The 20,902-nt window shown below is 46.9% G+C and carries 21 protein-coding genes; all 21 read right to left on the bottom strand.

Features of this window, described 5'->3' with window-relative positions; all coding sequences use genetic code 11:
- Positions 1 to 7: 7 nt before the first annotated feature.
- The 21 genes from nusA to NO352_RS05540 all read right to left on the bottom strand — a co-directional run bounded on the left by nusA (position 8) and on the right by NO352_RS05540 (position 20,847).
- Positions 8 to 1,105 (bottom strand): transcription termination factor NusA, encoded by a 1,098-nt coding sequence (gene nusA, locus NO352_RS05640; RefSeq protein WP_268594632.1) that lies wholly within the window; start codon positions 1,103 to 1,105, stop codon positions 8 to 10.
- A 91-nt stretch (positions 1,106 to 1,196) separates the two neighbouring features.
- Complete coding sequence (gene rimP, locus NO352_RS05635) at positions 1,197 to 1,658, bottom strand: ribosome maturation factor RimP (RefSeq protein WP_171416444.1); 462 nt, start codon at positions 1,656 to 1,658, stop codon at positions 1,197 to 1,199.
- Positions 1,659 to 1,833: 175 nt separating this feature from the next.
- Positions 1,834 to 6,159, bottom strand: a complete 4,326-nt coding sequence (locus NO352_RS05630) for a PolC-type DNA polymerase III (protein WP_412071069.1) — start codon at positions 6,157 to 6,159, stop codon at positions 1,834 to 1,836.
- Positions 6,160 to 6,311: 152 nt separating this feature from the next.
- Positions 6,312 to 7,760, bottom strand: coding sequence for a proline--tRNA ligase (gene proS / locus NO352_RS05625; protein WP_005550545.1), 1,449 nt, complete (start codon positions 7,758 to 7,760; stop codon positions 6,312 to 6,314).
- A gap of 74 nt (positions 7,761 to 7,834) precedes the next feature.
- Complete coding sequence (gene rseP, locus NO352_RS05620) at positions 7,835 to 9,112, bottom strand: RIP metalloprotease RseP (RefSeq protein WP_005550548.1); 1,278 nt, start codon at positions 9,110 to 9,112, stop codon at positions 7,835 to 7,837.
- 155 nt (positions 9,113 to 9,267) lie between these two features.
- Positions 9,268 to 10,410, bottom strand: a complete 1,143-nt coding sequence (locus NO352_RS05615) for a 1-deoxy-D-xylulose-5-phosphate reductoisomerase (protein ID WP_005550549.1) — start codon at positions 10,408 to 10,410, stop codon at positions 9,268 to 9,270.
- Between the two features lie 79 nt (positions 10,411 to 10,489).
- Positions 10,490 to 11,290, bottom strand: a complete 801-nt coding sequence (locus NO352_RS05610) for a phosphatidate cytidylyltransferase (protein ID WP_005550550.1) — start codon at positions 11,288 to 11,290, stop codon at positions 10,490 to 10,492.
- 18 nt (positions 11,291 to 11,308) lie between these two features.
- Positions 11,309 to 12,076, bottom strand: a complete 768-nt coding sequence (locus tag NO352_RS05605) for an undecaprenyl pyrophosphate synthase (RefSeq protein WP_005550551.1) — start codon at positions 12,074 to 12,076, stop codon at positions 11,309 to 11,311.
- A 98-nt stretch (positions 12,077 to 12,174) separates the two neighbouring features.
- A complete protein-coding gene (gene frr, locus NO352_RS05600) occupies positions 12,175 to 12,729 on the bottom strand; it encodes a ribosome recycling factor (protein ID WP_005550552.1) in 555 nt (184 codons plus the stop codon).
- Complete coding sequence (gene pyrH, locus NO352_RS05595; protein WP_005550553.1) at positions 12,729 to 13,457, bottom strand: UMP kinase; 729 nt, start codon at positions 13,455 to 13,457, stop codon at positions 12,729 to 12,731. The genes frr and pyrH overlap by 1 nt, the downstream gene beginning before the upstream one ends.
- A gap of 125 nt (positions 13,458 to 13,582) precedes the next feature.
- The gene (gene tsf, locus NO352_RS05590) at positions 13,583 to 14,236 is read right to left on the bottom strand and encodes a translation elongation factor Ts (protein WP_005550554.1); all 654 of its coding nucleotides are present in this window, start codon (positions 14,234 to 14,236) and stop codon (positions 13,583 to 13,585) included.
- 144 nt (positions 14,237 to 14,380) lie between these two features.
- Positions 14,381 to 15,079: a 30S ribosomal protein S2 gene (gene rpsB, locus NO352_RS05585; protein ID WP_005550555.1), complete on the bottom strand. Its 699-nt coding sequence runs from the start codon at positions 15,077 to 15,079 to the stop codon at positions 14,381 to 14,383.
- Positions 15,080 to 15,270: 191 nt separating this feature from the next.
- Positions 15,271 to 15,459 carry a hypothetical protein gene (locus NO352_RS05580; RefSeq protein WP_005550556.1) on the bottom strand — a complete coding sequence of 63 codons (189 nt, stop codon included), beginning with the start codon at positions 15,457 to 15,459 and terminating at the stop codon, positions 15,271 to 15,273.
- Positions 15,452 to 16,108: a hypothetical protein gene (locus NO352_RS05575; protein WP_005550557.1), complete on the bottom strand. Its 657-nt coding sequence runs from the start codon at positions 16,106 to 16,108 to the stop codon at positions 15,452 to 15,454. The genes NO352_RS05580 and NO352_RS05575 overlap by 8 nt, the downstream gene beginning before the upstream one ends.
- 81 nt (positions 16,109 to 16,189) lie before the next feature.
- Positions 16,190 to 16,516 carry a hypothetical protein gene (locus NO352_RS05570; RefSeq protein ID WP_238555910.1) on the bottom strand — a complete coding sequence of 109 codons (327 nt, stop codon included), beginning with the start codon at positions 16,514 to 16,516 and terminating at the stop codon, positions 16,190 to 16,192.
- 47 nt (positions 16,517 to 16,563) lie between these two features.
- On the bottom strand, positions 16,564 to 17,970 hold the full coding sequence (locus NO352_RS05565) for a flagellar assembly protein A (protein ID WP_040736669.1): 1,407 nt from the start codon (positions 17,968 to 17,970) through the stop codon (positions 16,564 to 16,566).
- Between the two features lie 62 nt (positions 17,971 to 18,032).
- Entirely contained in the window at positions 18,033 to 18,818 is a 786-nt protein-coding gene (locus tag NO352_RS05560; protein WP_163978286.1) for a FliA/WhiG family RNA polymerase sigma factor, read from the bottom strand.
- Between the two features lie 15 nt (positions 18,819 to 18,833).
- Positions 18,834 to 19,268, bottom strand: a complete 435-nt coding sequence (locus NO352_RS05555; RefSeq protein WP_005550562.1) for a hypothetical protein — start codon at positions 19,266 to 19,268, stop codon at positions 18,834 to 18,836.
- 1 nt (position 19,269) lies between these two features.
- The gene (locus NO352_RS05550) at positions 19,270 to 19,764 is read right to left on the bottom strand and encodes a chemotaxis protein CheD (RefSeq protein ID WP_005550564.1); all 495 of its coding nucleotides are present in this window, start codon (positions 19,762 to 19,764) and stop codon (positions 19,270 to 19,272) included.
- Positions 19,761 to 20,381, bottom strand: a complete 621-nt coding sequence (locus NO352_RS05545) for a chemotaxis protein CheC (RefSeq protein ID WP_005550566.1) — start codon at positions 20,379 to 20,381, stop codon at positions 19,761 to 19,763. The genes NO352_RS05550 and NO352_RS05545 overlap by 4 nt, the downstream gene beginning before the upstream one ends.
- Positions 20,382 to 20,385: 4 nt before the next feature.
- Positions 20,386 to 20,847 (bottom strand): chemotaxis protein CheW, encoded by a 462-nt coding sequence (locus NO352_RS05540; protein WP_005550567.1) that lies wholly within the window; start codon positions 20,845 to 20,847, stop codon positions 20,386 to 20,388.
- Positions 20,848 to 20,902: the final 55 nt, after the last annotated feature.

The raw sequence follows: 20,902 nt of genomic DNA, 5'->3' as shown, positions 1-20,902 counted from the left end.
TCGGTGTTTACTCGCTTACTTCAATGCTGTCGTCAACAGGTCGCTCATCCGAAGCCGCCGGGAATTCTTCCTCATCTGCTTGGGATTCACTCTTAATATCGATTTTCCAACCAGTCAATTTCGCGGCAAGTCGAGCGTTCTGTCCTTTAATCCCGATTGCTAGCGACAACTGATAGTCAGGCACGATAACACGAGCCATCTTCTCAGCCTCTCGCACTTCGACATCAACAACTTTGGAAGGGCTAAGTGCATTTGCTACATACTCGCTCACATCTTCAGACCATCGAACAATATCAATCTTCTCACCACGAAGCTCGTTGACAATCGTTTGTACGCGCATTCCTTTTGGCCCGACGCAGGAGCCTACCGGATCGACTTCCTCGTTGCGGGAGTATACTGCAATTTTGGAGCGTTGACCCGCTTCACGAGCAACTGACTTGATTTCAACGACGCCATCAAAGATTTCTGGTACTTCCAGTTCGAACAGGCGCTTCAGAAGCCCTGGATGCGTACGGGACAAAATAATTTGCGGTCCCTTCGTTGTGTTCTCCACTTTCGTAATGTATGCTTTGGTACGATCACCGTGCTTGAACTTCTCGTTCGGCATCAGCTCGTTCAAAGGAAGGACTGCTTCCACTTTGCCCAAATCTACATAAACATTGCGCATATCCTGACGTTGCACGATACCTGTGACGATATCATCGGACTTGTCGATGAACGCGTTATAGATAAGGCCGCGCTCCGCTTCGCGAATACGTTGTGTTACGACTTGTTTCGCCGTTTGTGCAGCGATGCGGCCGAAATCACGCGGTGTAACTTCAATCTCGCAAATATCATCCAGCTGGTAGTTCGGATTATGTTCACGGGCAGCATGAAGTGAAATTTCAAGACGCGGGTCCAACACCTCGTCCACTACGTTTTTGCGTGCATATACCTTAATTACTCCAGTTGCCCGGTTAATATCTACTCGTACATTTTGTGCAGTATTGAAGTTGCGCTTATAGCTCGAAATCAGAGCCGCTTCAATTGCATCAATGAGTACTTCCTTGCTAATTCCTTTTTCTCTTTCGATTTCCGACAACGCGTCAATAAAATCCATACTCATTTGGTGAGTTCCCCCTTTCAGCCGAATCCGGCTTCATTCCAATAATGTTAAAATTCAGCAGGCCGATTCCCAATCTAAGATTACGATCGTCCTAAAAAACGATAGCAAGACGTGCGCTTGCTACCTTCTCAAACGGAATTGCATGTTCTTTTTTGCCGACTTGAACAACGACCGTCTGTTCATCGAAGGAAGAGAGAACTCCTTCAAATTCCTTCAATCCGCCTATCGGTTCGTATGTAGTCACATACACATGCTTGCCCACCGCTTTGACGAAATCCTTCGTCTTCTTCAACGGACGTTCCGCACCTGGAGACGAAACTTCCAAGAAGTAAGCGTCTGTAATCGGATCGTTCTCGTCCAGCTTCTGACTCAATACTTCGCTGATGCGGCCGCAATCCTCGATGTCAATGCCGCCTTCCTTGTCCACAAACACGCGCAGGAACCAACTGCTGCCTTCCTTTACGTATTCCACATCGACAAGTTCGAAGTTGTTCTCTTCCAAATAGGGTGTGATCATATTCTCAACTGTCGATTTGATATTGGCTGAGCTCAAATTCAAGAACCTCCTAGAATGTTAGGAATAATGATGTTCCTCTATGTTAGAACCCGATACTAAACATGAAAGAGTGGGTTTCCCCACTCTTTACGTAACGGATTTATCCACATGATTACCAAAAAAATTATATCATAGCCATCTACAATATGGCAAGGGCAACTCCGATCATGCCTTAGAACAGAGACAATTGGTTCGTTTCCGGCAGTCCGCGGAAGCAGCCCATCTGATTAAGCAGCTCGACAATTGTCTTTGTAGCCTTTGAACGCATTTGGAAATCCTCAATGGACAAATACTCCGCCCCATCGCGAGAAGCTGCGATATTGCGAGCCGCATTTTCACCAATCCCCTGCACAGCAGAGAATGGCGGAATGAGCGAGTTGCCATCAACGAGGAATTTCGTCGCATCGGAACGATACAGATCAATCGGCTTAAAAGTGAAGCCCCGTGCCGTCATTTCAACAGCCATCTCCAAAATAGAGATCATCGCCTTTTCTTTCGTTGTTGCTTGGAAGCCCTTCGCCTCAATCTCATCGATCTTCTTATTGATAGCCTCGTATCCTTGGCAGCACAATTCGATATCAAAGTCCTCAGCACGGACGGTAAAGTAGGTCGCGTAGAACTCGATCGGATGGTAGAGCTTAAAATAAGCTGTCCGCACCGCGGAAATAACATAAGCGGCAGCATGGGCTTTCGGGAACATATATTGAATCTTTAAGCAGGAATCGATGTACCACTGCGGCACATTGCAGTTTTTCATTTCTTGAATCCATTCATCACTCAAGCCTCTTCCCTTACGAACGCTTTCCGTTATTTTAAAGGCAAGACCTGCATCCATGCCTGCTTTGTAGATCAGGAACAACATAATCTCGTCACGACAACCAATAACGGTCTTGATCGTACAGATTCCATTCTTAATCAGTTCTTGCGCATTACCAAGCCATACGCCGGTACCATGAGATAACCCGGATATTTGCAATAAATCAGCGAACGTGCTTGGCTGTGCTTCCACAAGCATCTGTCGCACGAAGCGGGTTCCCATCTCAGGAACACCATAGGTCGCTACTGGTGTCCGGATTTGCTGCGGCGTTACGCCAAGAGCATCGACGGAGTTGAACATACTCATAACCTTCGGATCATTCATTGGAATCGTTGTCGGATCGACCCCTGTCAAATCCTGCAGCATCCTCATCATCGTCGGATCATCGTGCCCTAGAATATCAAGCTTCAATAAATTATCCTCGAACGCATGATAATCGAAGTGCGTCGTCTTCCATTCGGCACTTGTATCGTCCGCTGGATATTGAACAGGCGTTACATCTTCAACTTCGATATAATCCGGTACAACGACGATACCGCCTGGGTGCTGGCCTGTACTGCGCTTCACGCCCGTACAGCCTGCTGCAAGGCGGTTAAGCTCTGCCCCTCGCCATCGCTTGCCATGGTCTTCTTCATATTTCTTTGCGAAGCCGTATGCCGTTTTTTCCGCGACCGTACCAATCGTACCTGCACGGAACACACTCTTCTCACCGAACAGCACCTTCGTGTAGTTATGCGCCACAGGCTGATAATCACCTGAGAAGTTCAAATCGATATCGGGAACTTTGTCTCCCTTAAAGCCGAGGAATGTTTCGAACGGAATATCCTGTCCATCCCCCTTCATCGGCTGGCCGCATTCTGGGCAATCCTTGTTTGGAAGATCGAAACCGCTCGGTACACTTCCGTCCGTAAACCATTCGCTATGCTTGCACTCCGGATTGCGGCACACATAATGCGGCGGAAGCGGGTTAACTTCTGAAATGCCAAGAAACATCGCTACAACCGAGGAGCCTACCGATCCCCGCGAACCAACAAGATACCCATCTTCGTTCGACTTCTTCACAAGACGCTCTGAGATCAGATAGTTCGCGGAGAAACCGAATTTAATGATTGGAATCAGTTCCTTCTCAAGACGCTGTACAATAATGTCATTTAACGGTTCCCCGTAAATGCTCTTCGCCGTATTGTAGCATTTATCACGGATTTCTTGATCCGCGCCCTCAATATTCGGCGTAAACAGCTCTTTCGGGAATAAATCGAAATCCTCAAATCGTTCCAGCAACGCATTCGTATTCTCTACAACAAACTTATACGCCTGCTCTTTACCCAAAAACTCAAATTCCTGCAGCATTTCATTCGTCGTCCGGAAATGTGCATCAGGCTTGCGGAGATCCTTGAGCGGACTGAAGCCCGTGATCCCATGGATAGTTATATCACGGAACAGCTTGTCTCGCGGATGCAAGTAGTGCACATTACCTGTTGCGACAACAAGCTTGTTCTGCTTTTCACCGATCTGAACGATTTTGCGAATTGCGCCTTCAATCTCAGCCGTCGAACCAACCAAGCCCTTCTCCACCAAGTGCATGTACATCGTCAGAGGCTGGATTTCAAGCACGTCATAAAACTCTGCTACCTGCTCTGCTTCTTCCATTGATTTGTTGAGTACCGTCTCGAAGAACTCACCCTTCTCACAACCTGACATGATCAATAAGCCTTCACGCATGCCGACGAGCTTGCTCTTTGGAATACAGGCGACGCGCTTAAAATACTCCGTGTGGGACATTGAAACGAGCTTGTACAAATTTTTCTTACCCACCGCATTAAGCGCGTAAATCCCGCAATGGAACGGACGAGCATTTTGCAGGTTCTGACCTACATAATCGTTCATCCGATCAAGTGTTTCAATCCCGATAAGCTGCTGAGCGTCTTGAAGCAAGCCATTCAACACACCACCGAGAGCTATCGTATCGTCAATCGCACGGTGATGGTTCTCCAGCGATACTTTATATTTGTCCGCCAATGTATTCAGACGGTGATTTTTGAGCGTCGGGTGCAGTAGCCGCGCCAGTTCTAACGTATCTAGTACTGGATTGTTCATCTCAGACAAATTCATAAGCTTCAAATTATGCTGTATAAAGCCAATATCGAACCTTGCGTTGTGCGCAACGAGGATCGAGTCCTGTGCAAACTCCACAAATTTCGGCAGCACTTCTTCAACATCCGGAGCATCTGCCACCATTTCGTCCGTAATATTGGTGAGCTGCTGAATGTTATACGGAATTCGAACATGCGGATTGACGAATGTGCTGTAGCGATCAATCTCTTTCCCCTCTTGCATTTTTACAGCAGCAATCTCAATAATCTTATTGTTCGTTACAGACAAACCGGTTGTCTCGATATCAAACACCGTAAAAATGGCATCTTTCACCGAGCGATTGTCCGCATTCAGAACAACCTCCATATTATCATTCACAACATTCGCTTCTAAGCCATAGAGCATTTTAATGCCGTTTTTCTTTGCCGCTTTCGCTGCTTCTGGGTAACACTGCACGTTGCCATGGTCAGTCACCGCGATCGCCTTATGTCCCCATTTGGCTGCCTGCTTCACGTAATCGCTAATCGAAGTTACTGCATCCATCGCACTCATCGTAGAGTGAAGATGAAATTCAATACGCTTCTCTTCGGCGGTATCCTGCCGTTCCGCTGGAGCCTTGACTTCATTCAAATCATTTGGCATCATCACCAGCTCAGGCACCTGCATGAAACGATCATATTCTACCCGACCGCGTGCTTTCAGCCATTGACCATCCCGAATAAGGCTAAGCATTTTGACATCTTCCTTCGTCTTCGCGAACATCTTCATTGCCATTGAGTCCGAGAAGTCCGTTAGGTTAAAGGTGAACAAGGTACTGCCATTGCGCAGTTCCTTCATCTCGACACCAAAAACGGCCCCTTGTATCGTGACACGCTTCTCCTCATCCTGTATGTTCATAATCGGAGTTGGATCATCCTTAATATCGTAACCAACATGCAGACGCTCAGGCGCTTCTCCCTCTTCTTCCACCACTTCACGCGCTGAATCTTCCATCATCTGCTGAATGACTTGACGTTCTTCCTCCATAAGCTTCTGCTGGAATGCTTCATAGGCTTCCGTATCATGGCTGCCCTGCTGCATGGTCACACGCAATGTACGAGTGAAATACGTTTCAAAAAACGTCGTGCAATATTTATCGATTTGCTTCTTCTTCGCAAGTTCCAACGACGTCGCATCAGGCAGAGAAAGCTTAATCAGATCCTTTTCAACCTCGTACTGCCCTTTATGCAGCCATCCGTTTACCGACGCCACCTCGCGCTTAACCCATTCCATGAACAATCCCCAATAAGCATCAACGACATCCTTATTTGGAAGCTGCTCTTCATAATGAAAAATGATTTTGATCTTGGCAATGTGGGACAGCTTATCCTGTACACGCAGGCAGAACGTACGATAAGCCTCCGCCGGGACGACTGTCGACTTGCCGATGTGAATCGTCCACTCTTGATTCGAGCGGCTGCACTCCACCTTGTCAATCCATCCATCATTGAAAAAGCTATCTAACAGTTCGACAGGAACTTCCACCTGTCTCATCAACACTTCAAATCGCTGCCTTTTATCCGTCATGTAGATTGAAGCACCTCCCAACTCCATACTGCTGCCGAACCCACAGGTAAAGTGGCAGTGTGTGAACAAAGAGAAGCCTCCCTCAATCGAGCCATCGTCCGGTGTTCCGTTGGATGTTCCAATGATGGAAGCTTCCCTTCATTGTGCTCCTTGAGCAAGGAGCATGTATCTAATTAATACGCTCGTGCAAATACGACCGTATGCTTGGCATCTTCTCCGCAGACAAGGCATTTCGTTTTTGTCGTTTGCGGATCAAATGGAATGTTGCGGCTCGTTGCACCTGTCTCGTCCTTAACATGCTTCTCGCACGCCTCTGATCCACACCAGCCAGCCAGTGTAAATCCACGCTTTTCTTCCATTTGCGCCTTCATCTCGTCAATTGTCTCTACCGAGTAGAAGTGCTCGTCGCGGAAGGAACGCGCGCGCTCGAACATTTCTTGATGAACGTCAGCAAGCATGCGGTTTACTTCTTCAACCAAATCCGCCTGCTGTACAATGCGTTTCTCACCCGTTACGCGAGAAACTAACACGCATACTCCATTTTCCATATCACGAGGGCCAATCTCCAGTCGAACCGGCACACCACGCATTTCATATTCGTTGAACTTCCAACCCGGACTAATATCAGAACGGTCGTCCATGCGAACACGCACACCTGCTTGTTTCAATTCGCTGAATAGCTCATTGGCCCGTCCTACAACTTGCTCGCGCATCTTCGCAGGGCCAATAGGAATCATAATAACTTGTGTAGGGGCTACCTTCGGCGGCAATGCAAGTCCTCTGTCATCACCGTGTACCATAATCATGGAACCGATTAGACGAGTGCTGACGCCCCAAGAAGTAGTGTGAACGAATTCCTGTTCGTTCTCGCGACCCAAGAATTTAATATCAAAAGCAACCGCAAAATTCGTACCCAAGTAGTGAGATGTTCCGGCTTGAACCGCTCTGCCGTCCTTCATCATCGCTTCAATGGAGAATGTATCTACGGCACCGGCAAATTTTTCAGAAGGCGTCTTCTGCCCTTCGATTACCGGAATTGCCAAGTAGTCTTCTACGAATTCACGATAAATTTTCAGCATCTGCATCGTTTCTTCGCGTGCTTCCTGCTCTGTTTCATGCGCCGTATGACCTTCCTGCCACAAGAACTCACTTGTACGCAAGAATGGCAGCGTGCGCTTCTCCCAGCGCACAACGTTCGCCCACTGGTTAATTAACACAGGCAAGTCGCGGTATGATTGAATCCATTTCGAGTACATATGTCCGATCATCGTTTCCGATGTAGGACGAATCGCCAACTTCTCTTCCAGTTGTTCGCCGCCTGCTTCAGTTACCCAAGGCAGCTCAGGATTGAAGCCTTCCACGTGCTCCTTCTCCTTCTGGAAAAAGCTCTCTGGGATGAACATTGGGAAGTATGCATTGCGATGGCCAGTTGCCTTAAAGCGGCGATCCAGTTCGTCACGAATATGCTCCCAAATTTCGTACCCATCCGGGCGAAATACGATACATCCTCGAACTGGAGAATAATCCATCAAGTCCGCCTTCTTAATCACATCAATATACCAACGGGAGAAATCCTCCTGCTGTGGGGTAATCTCCGTAACAAACTGCTTCTCTTTCGACATAACGGTACATGTTCCTCCCGACAGACACGGTTATTTGTACTCTAGTATAAATGAAATGAACCGTGATATAAATGTTAACCTTTAACCAATCGTAATATATCATTGTAGGTTACAGCAAGCATCAATAACATGAGCATTGCAAAGCCTACAAAATGAACCATGCTTTCCCTGCTCGGATCAACAGGCTTGCCTCTAACAGCTTCCAGCCCAAGGAATACGAGACGGCTTCCATCCAGCGCAGGAATAGGAAGCAAGTTGAAAATTCCTAAATAAAGGCTCAATATCGCCGTCCATAGCGTAAGCTGTTCGATTCCCTTCTTCGCAATTTGGCCAGTCACTTCGAACGTACGAACCGGCCCGCCCAAATCATCCAGCTTGAATTGGCCAAAGATAAGCATGCGAAATCCTTCAAAAATCTTCTCCGTCGTATTCACCATAGAAGTTGAGGCGAACGACATCGTCTCACCGAATGAGGCCGTTCGTGTCGGCAGTACCGGTACAATACCAACCTTGCCGCCTTCTTGACCTTCCACCTTCTGCGGAGTCAGTATCGTAGTGAAGCGTTCTTCACCGCGTGCAATAAGGAATGTCATCGGCTTGCCTTCGGAGTCAGCAATCAGCTTAATTAACTTGTCACGATCGCCGCCGATATGCTTGCCGTTTACTTCCTCAATAATGTCTCCCTTTTGCAGTTGAGCTTGTGCTGCTGGAAGCCCTGGTGTTACATCGCCTATTTTCACAGTTGTGGGGTTTTCTACTGGAACGCCGGATAACGATACGGACACGCCAAATAGAATAAATGCGAGCACAAAGTTCATAAAAGGACCTGCAAAAATAGCAAGTGCGCGTTGCCCCACTGTCTTGCTGCCAAACTGCCGATCATGCGGGGCGATTTGAATTTCATCACCCTTCACAATCATCTTAGCCTGCGGATGAATGTCGTAAGTTGTGTCTTCCCCTTCAACATCCAAAGTCAGCTTCAATGAATGCTCCAAGTCAATCGATTTCACTTCTCCACGAACAACCTGCTTGCGCATATCCAGCTGATCTAGGTACAATTTCGTCACCTTATTGTCGCCTGATATACGTACAGCTATGGTCTGTCCGGGATTAACTTCGACGATTTCAGGATCTTCTCCGGCCATCCGTACAAAGCCGCCGATCGGCAGAAGCCGAAGTGTATATCTTGTTTCTCCACGTGTATGGGAGAATATTTTCGGTCCGAATCCAATAGCGAACTCTCTAACGAGAATCCCTGCCCGTTTGGCGAAAATAAAATGTCCCCATTCATGAATCGTTACAATAACGAAAAAGACGAGCACGGTTAAAAATACGATTTGCACCATCTGCACTGCGTAGAATCCTCCTTTTTGTGCGTGTTCACTCCTCCTGACATGTCTCTTGGAATCATGAACGGCCCCAATAACAATCGGACAGCGGTTTGTCTATATAGATTATCATTATTCTCCAATCCCGCACAAGAGAATCCGTATCTAGTGAATGGTTGTTATAAAATGGACAGAGCTTCTGCTCGCGTACGCATGTCCGTCTCTTGGATCGCCTCCAAGGATGGATGCGAAATCGTCTGATGCTTCGTGATGAGCGTGCTCACAATACGTTCAATATCTAAGAAAGAAATTTCACCGCGAAGGAATCTCGCAACAGCCACTTCGTTGGCCGCATTGAATACGGTGGTAGCCGTGCCCCCTGCCTTACCGCAATCATAGGCGTATCGAACCATAGGGAAGCGTTCTGTGTCCAGCTCACGGAAATGAAGCTTTGCGATTTCTGCCAAATTCAATGAAGCTGAAGTATTCGAAAGTCTCTCTGGATAAGCCAATGCATATTGAATAGGTACGCGCATATCAGGTACACCCAATTGCGCAATGATGCTGCCATCCAAATATTCTACAAAGGAATGAATAATGCTTTCAGGATGGATAAGTACACGGATTTGCTCGTAAGGCAGATCAAATAGCCAGCGTGCTTCTATTACTTCGAGACCTTTATTAGCCATCGTTGCAGAATCAATAGTTACCTTTGCTCCCATTGACCAGTTCGGATGCTTGAGTGCATCCTCAACCGTAACATTTTCCAGTTCATCTCTCGTACGATCCCGGAAGCTGCCGCCAGATGCCGTGAGTGTAATTGTCCGCACCCCACGCATCGGTTCCCCGTTTAAACACTGAAAGATAGCAGAGTGCTCACTGTCTACCGGCATCAGCGCAACACCTTTTGCCCGTGCTCGTTCCGTAACCAGGTGTCCCGCTGTTACTAACGTTTCCTTATTCGCAATTGCTATTGTCTTCCCTTCGTCAATCGCTGCAAGTGTCGACTTCAAGCCGATACTTCCAACAACAGCTGTAACGACGGTGTCCGCCTCGCTGCCAGCAGCCACTTCAACCAACCCATCTTCTCCATAATACAGTTCAACACCCTGTGGCAGTCGTTCCCGCAGGCGATCAGCCGCAGCCTTGTCTTGAACCGATACTTTGCTAGGCTTGAACTCATGAATCTGCTCAAGCAGCAATGATGTATTGTTCCCAGCTGCTAATGCTTCTACCTTAAACTGCTCAGGATGCTGTCTGACGATGTCGAGTGTCTGTGTCCCGATTGAGCCGGTTGACCCTAGTATAGAGATCCTCTTCATGGCCTCACCTCTTCACCCTATTCATAACTATATCTATTACATGATAACGTCATCGCTGCTCTTGTCGACAACGTTCGATTTACAACGTTAATAGTCCGATCAGATGAACGAACGGGAACACGACCAACCAGCTGTCGCAACGATCTAGAACACCACCATGGCCTGGAAGCAATGTACCCGAATCCTTCACACCTCGAACCCGCTTATAGGCCGATTGGATCAAATCACCGAACTGACCGACAACGGCAGACGATAACCCAATGCCTAGCGCAAGCGGCAAGCTAACAATATCAGGTCGACCAATAGCAAATAATAGAGCGACTACAATCGACGTCAGAACTCCACCAATTGCCCCTTCTATCGTCTTGTTCGGACTGATAGACGGCCAAAGCTTATGATTGCCGATCGCACGGCCAATGAAATACGCACCGATGTCTGACGACCAAATGACTGCAAACAACATGAGCGTCCAAAATAAACCATCAATCCCCATTGATGTGCGTGTCAGCATCATGTATTTAAAACCAATTCCAATATAAAACGCCCCTAGCCACAACTGTGACACTGCCTCAATCGACACTTTATTTTTGGATAATACCGTCATGCCAAGCATCAGCAGCATGCTGATCCACACGACTGCTTCTAACGGTACATCCCACCCTATTGACCAGCTTGTCCAAGGAATCGCAATTAAGGCCATCGTTGCATACCCAATCAACGACGCCAAATCGAACGGAGATACATGATGCATACGTGCAAATTCATAATAGCCCACAAAGGCAAGTGCGAGGAGCAGCAGCTCATACGGCAGACCGCCAATGATGCATAATGCGCCGAACAATAGTCCTGCTATAAGCCCTGTAACGATGCGCTGTTTCATATAGACTGTTCCTCCAACCTATTGTAATCCACCATATCTGCGCGTTCTGCGCTGATACTCCATAACGGCCTCCATCAGATGTCGCTCAGTGAACTCTGGCCAGTAATCATTGGTGAACCACAATTCGCTGTACGCGATTTGCCAGAGCATGAAGTTGCTCAGTCGCATTTCCCCGCTAGTTCGAATGAGCAAATCAGGATCAGGCAAGCTGCTTGACAAAAGATGATCATGAATCAGGCCCTCATCAATGGAGTCGACTGCAATCTCACCTGACTGTGCTTTGCGTACAATTTCACGAACACCTTCCACGATTTCACGCTGACTACCATAATTCAAAGCGAAATTCAAAATAAGTCCTGTATTATGCTTCGTTTTTTCAATGGCTTCCTCAAGCGCTTGTTTCGTATGTTCAGGCAAACGGTCACGGTACCCCATCATTCGCACTTGGACATTTTTCTCAATCAATTCATCGAGTTCGATCGCCAAAAATTCCTGTGGCAATTTCATGAGAAAATCGACTTCTTCTTGCGGGCGCTTCCAGTTTTCGGTCGAAAAAGCGTACATCGTAAGCACTTTTACGCCCAAATCATTCGCTGCGATGGTTACGCGCTTAACGGCTTTCATTCCTGAATGGTGGCCAGCAATGCGCGGCAAGCCCCGTTTTTTAGCCCAGCGGCCGTTGCCGTCCATAATAATCGCCACATGCTGTGGGATATTATCTGGCATCAGTTCCAGCTGGTTGTGGCTTCCTCGCTGCTGTAACCACGCTTGGAATCGCTTAATCATTCGGTCTCCTCCAACCCGGTGATGAAAAAAAGACAATAAACCCCACCGTTCGGAGGGGCATGAAGAACAAAAAAGAATAGGTTCTATTCGTCTTACTTTTATACTTCCATAATTTCTTTTTCTTTAACAACTAATACTTTATCCACTTCAGCGATGAATTTGTCAGTCGTCTTCTGAATATCTTCTTGATGACGACGAGACTCATCCTCTGAAATGTCTGTTTTCTCAAGCTTCTTGATGTCATCATTCGCATCACGACGAATGTTGCGGATTGCTACCTTCGCTTCTTCACCGAACTTCTTCGTGTGCTTGACAAGCTCTGCACGACGCTCTTCTGTTAACGGCGGAATCGATAGGCGGATCAACGAACCGTCATTTGCTGGTGTCAATCCAAGATCCGACTTCAAAATCGCGCGTTCAATATCAGCCAAAGAGGATTTGTCCCAAGGCTGAATCATGAGCGTACGCGGATCTGGCGTGCTGATGTTCGCCAATTGGTTAACTGGCGTCATCGCGCCATAGTATTCTACTTGAACACGATCAAGCAATGCAGGTGTTGCGCGTCCAGCGCGCAATGTTGCCAGTTCCCGTTTCAAAGCGGCAATCGCTTTTTCCATGCGTTCTTCTGCGTTTTTCTTCACTGCTTGTGGCACTAGTCTACACTCCCTTTTACAATCGTTCCAATCTTCTCGCCGAGCACGACGCGCTTGATATTGCCTGACTCCGTAATTGCAAATACAATAAGTGGGATGTTATTGTCCATACACAACGAGGATGCCGTTGCATCCATAACACCCAAGTTGCGGTTCAACACTTCCATATATGTCAATTGCTCGAACTTTTCTGCTGTTTCATCCTTAAATGGATCAGCTGAGTATACACCATCGACTTTATTCTTCGCCATCAAGATCACATCGGCTTCGATTTCAGCAGCACGGAGCGCAGCTGTCGTATCCGTCGAGAAGAATGGATTCCCGGTTCCTGCTGCAAAAATAACAACACGTCCCTTTTCCAAATGACGTATTGCACGACGACGAATATATGGTTCTGCGATTTGCTGCATCGCAATCGAAGTTTGTACACGAGTCGGCACGCCAATTTGTTCGAGGGCATCCTGTAAGGCAAGCGAGTTCATAACCGTTGCAAGCATCCCCATGTAGTCTGCTGTTCCGCGGTCGATTCCTTTTTCACTTCCCGCAATACCGCGCCAAATGTTGCCCCCGCCGCAGACAATTGCGACCTCTACGCCAAGCTCTACAACCTCTTTTACTTGCTCGGCAATGGAGTTGATCATTTCGGATTCGATGCCGAAGCCAGCTTGCCCGGACAACGACTCTCCGCTTACTTTAAGTACGATACGTTTATAAACCGGTTGTTTCAATGTATACCCTCCACTTTTCCATAACGGCCGCTAAAAAAGAAGGAACACGATGTGTTCCAACTTTTAAGCGCGTCTGTTGATTACGTAGTAGCCGCGTTCGTATGTCCTCTTTTCAAATGAAAAGATTACTTCATGTTCGCTTGAGCCATAACTTCTTCAACAAAATTATCTTCTTTTTTCTCCAAGCCTTCACCAAGCTCGAAACGAGCGAAGCGACGGATAGAAATGTTTTCACCGATTGTTGCGATTTTCTCTTTCAGCAACGTTTCGATTGTTTTGTCTGGGTCTTTAATGAAGGATTGCTCCATCAAGCAGTACTCTTCATAATATTTACCGATGCGGCCTTCAACCATTTTTTCAACGATTTTTTCAGGCTTGCCTTCGTTCAATGCTTGTGCTTTCAAGATTTCTTTTTCTTTTTCGATTTCCTCTTGTGACACTTCTTCGCGACGAACATATTTTGGAGCTGTCGCTGCGATTTGCATAGCTACATCACGAGCGAATTCTTTGAAGTTGTCAGTCTTTGCTACGAAGTCAGTTTCGCAGTTGATTTCAACCAATACGCCAATGCGTCCGCCAGCGTGGATGTAAGACTCAACCACACCTTCTGTAGCGATACGATCGGATTTCTTAGCCGCTGCTGCAAGACCTTTCTCACGAAGCAATTCAGCTGCTTTCGTCAAATCGCCGTTAGCCTCTTCCAATGCCTTTTTGCAATCCAGCATACCTGCGCCTGTTTTTTCGCGCAATTCTTTTACTGCACTCGCATTTACTGCCATCTCGTATTTCCCTCCATCAATAAATTGGTACCGACGTATTATGTACGATTAACGGCACCGAACGTTATACAGCTTAAAAAAAGGGCGGCGAGAGGTGAACCACCTGCCAACCACCCTTTTGTTCATCTAATTAGTATTCCAAACTTACGCTGTTGTTTCTTCGCCTTGATGTGCTTCAACAATTGCATCAGCCATCTTGGAAGTCAACAATTTAACTGCACGGATTGCATCGTCGTTACCAGGGATAACGTAGTCGATTTCGTCCGGATCACAGTTTGTATCAACGATACCTACGATTGGGATACCCAGTTTACGAGCTTCCGCAACAGCGATGCGCTCTTTGCGTGGATCGATAACGAACAACGCGCTAGGCAAACCTTTCATATTTTTAATACCGCCCAAGAACTTCTCGAGACGATCTTTTTCCTTGCGAAGTATGATAACTTCTTTTTTAGGAAGAACTTCGAATGTTCCGTCTTCTTCCATCGTTTCGAGTTGCTTCAAGCGATCGATACGTTTTTGGATCGTTTCGAAGTTTGTAAGCGTACCACCCAACCAACGTTGGTTGATGTAGTACATGCCGCAACGCTCAGCTTCTTCCTTAACGGAATCTTGAGCTTGCTTTTTCGTACCTACGAACAAGATTGTTCCATTTTCTTCGCCGACGGATTTTACAAAGTTGTAAGCTTCCTCGACCTTTTTCACTGTCTTTTGCAAGTCAATGATGTAAATACCGTTACGTTCTGTGAAGATATATCTGTCCATCTTCGGATTCCAACGACGTGTTTGGTGACCGAAGTGTACCCCAGCTTCCAAAAGCTGTTTCATGGAGATAACTGCCATCTTCACTACACCTCCTAATATGGTTATTTATCCTCCGCCAGTATCCTCTTTCGATGAGACTTCCCGCAGTTGTCCCGACAAAAAGCACCCTCACTGAAATACACTGACGTGTGTTCTTAACACCGTCATTTAATATACCATAACGCCTACCCAGTTGCAACCACTTTATCCATTGTTCTGCCTATGCGCATCTACTTCGTTTTTGGGTTCGTAGATTGAAGAGGAACAAGCTTATATCCTGCTTGCTCTGCAGCACGCTGCAGCTCCGTATCGGATATCGGCTCCATTGTCCGCTGACCGATCATACACAACTGAAGCAGAAGTCCTCCGAGAACAATCCCAGCTCCAAGTCCGATAAGAAAGCGTCGATCCTTAATCATGAGATCCCTCCTGCTGACCCAATCGGATAATAAGCTGAAGTTCGCCGATAGGCATTCCCACTTTCTCCGCTATAGCCTGCTCTGACCAACCGTTTTGGATAAGCTTGAATATTTCTGCATACCGCTTCTGAATTTGAGGATTAGTTTGCGTTGCAGGCTCTATTTCATCAACTGCATGACTCTCTTCTATTTTATTAGCTTCAAGTAAATCTGGGGCAGCAGCAGATATCCAATTTGAATCAATAGCTGATTGTTCAGTCTCATCTTCCGCATGAATACCTTCAACCGGTTGCTGCTTGCTGTTATCATCCACCAGAACAATACCGCTGCTCTTTGCAACTGAGGATGCTCGTATAGATAAGTCCGCAGCGTGCTGAAAGTTGTTCCACCTGGTGTTCGACTCCTGCTCAAGCTTGTCCAATCGCTTGCGCAGCGCTTCATCTCGATATTCTCCCTCTTGCTTCATTCGCTCGATTACCGTCAGGAGCTTATCATTTTCTGTTTCCAGCTCAGTCATATAATGTTCAAGTGTCTCTTCCATATTACGGCGCATCTCTGTGCTATCCGTTATCTGCTGTGTTCGAGGACGGAGCATGCCAATGGCAACAATGACACCACCTAATAGTACAATATAAATCCAGGGCTCCATATGAGCACCTCCTTATGTCGTCACGCATCCTAAATGCAAGCGCCGCGATCCACACATAATGCGGGAACCCGGCGCCACCATTTAACACATGAAATCAATATGTTTACCTTTGAAGGGATGTTGGGCCGGAACCGATGCTTGCCCAGCTTCATCTTGATTGTGCTCCGATTGATTGTTATCGCTTCCATCTCGATCTGCATGGTTCTCACCTTCATGCTGTTGATTGCGAATTCGAGCATCCTGTGATGATTCGACCTGTTCATTTCGCTCTCGTGACTTTGCCATCAACTTTTGCGCTTGCGTATTTAATATTGCTTGTTCCGTTGATGGGCGCTGCTGCTGTTGATGCTGCACAGTCGATGTTTCCTGCGTTCGCGGCAGCGCGATTTGCATTTCTACAGGCTTCATATTCATCAAATCACCCCGATTAGGCTAGTAACCCTCCACACGATCGATTATCGGTAAGGCGTCATCATGATGTCGCCTTCAACGATACGGAAGGAAATTCGCTGTGCCATATCCTTGATGAACCGTACATTGCGGCCAATAACCAGCTTGGCACCGCCGTATATCGTATGAGTTACATCTATGGAAGATACAGCAGTGTCCTCGAGCATTTTTTCGATTTCCAGCATACGCTCACGCATTTCGGTCTGCTCTCCAACAAGCTGTTTTTTCGTTGAATTCAATTTAATGCGCATTCCTAGTTTTTCTCCTGTCAACTGTCCAGTTGCAGCTAGTTGATCCAGAATACGAAGTGCTTTTTCGGTCTTCTCTACATTTTCAACATTGTATTTAAGCTTCGTTCGCAAATCTGTTAATTCATTACGCAAATCCGGTTGGACTCCCACTTCAATAATGGTGGCAGTAGACATCGTATTGCCGATCGTACGAGCGGTTACACGCTCGCCTGCCTGTACAATTCCGCCTACAATAAGTCCCTTCGTGCCTTGGCAAACGACACGCTTGCCTGCTCGAATGTTGGAATGCATAATGCTTTGCGACACATTGACTTCTGTGCCTGCAATAACGTTCGCCTCTTGAATGAACGAACATTTCACATGAGTTCCAGCTTTGACGAGTCCTTTATTGCTGGCAATAATTCCGCCGCTTACCTCAATGCAGCCTGCCGCAGTGAGCGTAGCACCTTCTACTCCGCCATAGACGCGGATATCCCCTGCCGCCTTAACCGTAAATCCAGTCAGTACATTACCACGAATGACGATTGTGCCGACAAAATCAATATTACCTGAGCGATAATCCACGTCTCCATTGACTTCAAATACAGGAAATACACTAATTCGATCTGGTTCAATTCGGGATACTAGTCCATCAATCGCTGAATAAAGTGCTTTTTCATCCTCATCAAGAACAACATTCTTACCTTGCTTGAAACGTGCCTCACGTCCATTGATTGCTTTCAGTTCCTCACCAAGAACGGACATGCCGGGTATCCCTTCTTGGCTTGGAATCCGCTTGGCTATCAATTGACCTTTCTTAACGTTGTCTAACTGCTTCACTTCACGAAAATCAATCGTACCGTCTTCTCTCTCAGCTGGCCTTGACTCGCTTCCGCTCTGCGGAAGCATTAATTCGATTCGACCATCTACACCGTGTACGGGTGCTTTTCCATGAGCGACCATCGTTGCACCACGAGCAAAATTGATCGGATTTGCAGCGATATCCTTCAGAACCTCAGGCTGTACTCCATATCGAACGCCATAAGAGCGCAGAAATTCGTTCAATTGTTCCACCGTACACTTGAGATCTTCGGCAGACTTCTTAAAATAGAGATGCGCCTGCATCTTATCTTCAGATATTGCGACATCCATATACTCTTCCAATGCCAATGTCATACTCACGAAAAACCCCCCTTTCTTTTTCTTCATTCAGCGTAGTCTCTCAACTATTCCGTATCTATTTTTTAATTTTCCATTAACATAGGTTTCTGCTTCTCCAATACGGTTCGCAATCTTAATATCGCCTTGGAGTGCAGCTGCGAAATTCGGGAAGGTGATAAAGACATGACTTCCGCGATTTCACTTAAAGACAAGTCCTCGTAATAGAACAAGGAGATTACCGTTCTCTCTTTATCGGTTAATTTATCAATTCCTTGAACAAGGGCTTCCTTTAAATAATACTCATTGACCTTGTACTCTGGATTCTTCGCAGTCTCATCAATCAATAGCGATATTCGAGTCTCCGAGTCATCCTCTCGAATCGGATCTTCCAATGAACAAATCGACATAATCGATACATCTTGAAGCATTCCATGGAATTCCTTTTCGCTGACTTGCAAATAGGCGCTTACCTCTTCATCTGACACAGTACGCAAGTATTGCTGCTCCAATTGTTGATAAGCCTCTTCTATTTTTTTCGCCTTTTCTCTTACCGAGCGAGGCACCCAATCTCCAGAGCGAAGTCCATCAAGGATTGCTCCCCGAACACGCCATGAGGCATAAGTTTCAAATTGCAATCCTCTTCGGTGATCGAATTTTTCAACAGCATCTATTAATCCAATAACACCATGGCTAGCCAGATCGTCCTTACTAACATTGCGAGGCAACCCTGCAGCAAGTCGATTCGATACGAAGTCGACGATGGATAGGTGGTTCTCTATCAATTGCCGCTTCGCATCCTGATCACCATGATCCTTCCAGCGTTCCCAAAGCCCCTCTTGCGAGCCAGGTTGTAATTTCTGTACGCTCACCGACAGTCAACCTCCTTACTTTTGTACGAAGTGACGAACAGCCTGTGCCAATTTCTCCGCATCTGGTTGCGGCTTGGTCACGAGCTTGGGTGGTTGCAGCGGTTGGAACGAGCCGCCATTATCATCTTCCGGATTCGTTTGTTTCGAATCTGGGCCAGACGGCCGCAGCAAGTCTCGAATAGCATCCTCTTCATCCGGAGTTGTCATATCCAACAGTGACCCTGCATTCGGGTTCTGATAAGAGCCTGATCCAGCCAGTACGGCATCAGCTTCTTTATGCAGCATGCCTAAGGCATATCTGACTCCATATGCAAGCCCAAACCATATCGCAAACGCAATGATTCCACGGAGCATACTCGTCGTCCAGACATTATTGCTCCAGGACACCATCATTGCAAGGAATGCTCCGACGGCACCAAATATGTAATTCCAACGTATTGTTCCTCTCATGCTATATATCCTTTTCACCCATCTGCACACTGCGAATGTGTAGTCTCCCGTCATCGCAGTACAGCTCAATCGTTCTCCCATAATTGCCGCCTGTATCTTCTGCGTGAAGCGGGATACTGTATTGCTCCAACATTACTTTGCAGGAATCAACATTACGTGGGCCGATGCGCATCATGTCGTTATTGGATGAAAAAGCGAACATTTGTGCGCCGCCGGCCATTTTCGCATGCATCCGGGACATGGAGGCCCCGGCTTCTGTCATGCGGCGTATTAGCTCTGGAATAGCAGTATCCGCATATTTGGCAATATTGCGATTTCCCTCTCTTGCTATATCGGAAGAGGGCAACATGACATGCGCCATCCCCGCGACTTGGGCAACGGGGTCGTATAATGTCAATCCAACGCACGATCCGAGACCGGTCGTACGTAAGGAACCGAAACGGCTCACCTGCAAATCGGCCATTCCGACTTTTACAACCGTCGACTCTTCTATCATTCGAATGGCACTCCCAATGCAGCAAATATTTTGTCAAAAGAGTCCGGGTCAGGTATTAAGAAAAAGGTCCCTTGCACTTCATCGCAATCCTGTAAAAACTTCGTATCGATTAACAAAGCGCTGTCTCCCATTTCCCCATACTGCAATATTCCGTAGTTGAGCACTGCACCTGCCATATCGATGGCAAGCTGAGGAACAGTTGGAGACATCGCCAGATGTGTGAAGTCTGCCAAGGAAGACAAGTACGAACCCGCTAATATATTTCCAATCTCCGACAAGGCGGACAATTCCATGTCATTGAACCATTGGTTAGTGTCTGAAGGAAGAGCTTCCAAATGTGACAGAAGGCGCTTAGCGGCATCGGTATCAAACATGAAGAATAAATGGCTTGGCGCATCTCCCTCGACGCGAAAATAAATCGCAATTACAACATGCTCTGCTCCACCGACCTCGTCCGCAATTTCTTCGAACGGCAGAAGCCGTACCTTAGGCACAGCCATGTCAATTGGCCGGTTGAGAAGACGGGATAGTGCCGTTGCGGCGTTGCCGGCACCAATGTTCCCGACTTCCTTCAGAACATCCAGCTTGAATTCTCCGAGACGTTCAAATAAATGCACGCTGCTACGCCTCAAGCTGCTCTAGTCGAATAATTTCGCTCTTATTCAGCACTTCGGCCAAATTGAGCATAATAAGCAAACGGTTATCCCCAATCTTAGCTACGCCGCGCAAGTATTTGGCTTGAATTCCGCCAACAACCTCTGGTGCCGGTTCGATATCCTCATCAATAATGTCGATGACATCATTGGCGCTATCGACAATAAAACCAACTTCCAGATCTTCATAAGCTACGATTATAATGCGGGATTGTTCAGTCACTTCCGCTGACGGCAAACCGAATCTGCCACGAAGCTCGATGACAGGAACGACAACACCGCGCAAGTTGATAACACCTTTAATGAAGTCATATGTTTTCGGAACTCGTGTAATAGGAAGCATGCGCTCTATCGTTTTTACCTTTTCTACTTCAATACCGTATTCTTCTTCTCCTAACGTAAAGACAACGACCTTTAATTCCTCTGCCATGTCGCGCCCTCCTTCATTTGAATATGGCTGTATTGCTATCATGAATAGATATTGA

The sequence above is a fragment of the Paenibacillus sp. S-12 genome, assembly GCF_030363895.1.
GTDB classification, from domain to species: domain Bacteria; phylum Bacillota; class Bacilli; order Paenibacillales; family Paenibacillaceae; genus Paenibacillus_B; species Paenibacillus_B alvei.
The sequence above is the reverse complement of the archived record's forward strand: the minus strand, read 5'-3'. Positions and strand labels throughout refer to the sequence as shown.

What these genes read in the sequence shown, in the direction of transcription:
- nusA (WP_268594632.1), bottom strand. Translation starts at nt 1,105, where the DNA reads ATGAGTATGGATTTTATTGACGCGTTGTCGGAAATCGAAAGAGAAAAA.
- proS (WP_005550545.1), bottom strand. Translation starts at nt 7,760, where the DNA reads ATGTCGAAAGAGAAGCAGTTTGTTACGGAGATTACCCCACAGCAGGAG.
- NO352_RS05615 (WP_005550549.1), bottom strand. Translation starts at nt 10,410, where the DNA reads ATGAAGAGGATCTCTATACTAGGGTCAACCGGCTCAATCGGGACACAG.
- NO352_RS05610 (WP_005550550.1), bottom strand. Translation starts at nt 11,290, where the DNA reads ATGAAACAGCGCATCGTTACAGGGCTTATAGCAGGACTATTGTTCGGC.
- NO352_RS05605 (WP_005550551.1), bottom strand. Translation starts at nt 12,076, where the DNA reads ATGATTAAGCGATTCCAAGCGTGGTTACAGCAGCGAGGAAGCCACAAC.
- tsf (WP_005550554.1), bottom strand. Translation starts at nt 14,236, where the DNA reads ATGGCAGTAAATGCGAGTGCAGTAAAAGAATTGCGCGAAAAAACAGGC.
- rpsB (WP_005550555.1), bottom strand. Translation starts at nt 15,079, where the DNA reads ATGGCAGTTATCTCCATGAAACAGCTTTTGGAAGCTGGGGTACACTTC.
- NO352_RS05580 (WP_005550556.1), bottom strand. Translation starts at nt 15,459, where the DNA reads ATGATTAAGGATCGACGCTTTCTTATCGGACTTGGAGCTGGGATTGTT.
- NO352_RS05575 (WP_005550557.1), bottom strand. Translation starts at nt 16,108, where the DNA reads ATGGAGCCCTGGATTTATATTGTACTATTAGGTGGTGTCATTGTTGCC.
- NO352_RS05570 (WP_238555910.1), bottom strand. Translation starts at nt 16,516, where the DNA reads ATGAAGCCTGTAGAAATGCAAATCGCGCTGCCGCGAACGCAGGAAACA.
- NO352_RS05555 (WP_005550562.1), bottom strand. Translation starts at nt 19,268, where the DNA reads ATGAGAGGAACAATACGTTGGAATTACATATTTGGTGCCGTCGGAGCA.
- NO352_RS05550 (WP_005550564.1), bottom strand. Translation starts at nt 19,764, where the DNA reads ATGATAGAAGAGTCGACGGTTGTAAAAGTCGGAATGGCCGATTTGCAG.
- NO352_RS05540 (WP_005550567.1), bottom strand. Translation starts at nt 20,847, where the DNA reads ATGGCAGAGGAATTAAAGGTCGTTGTCTTTACGTTAGGAGAAGAAGAA.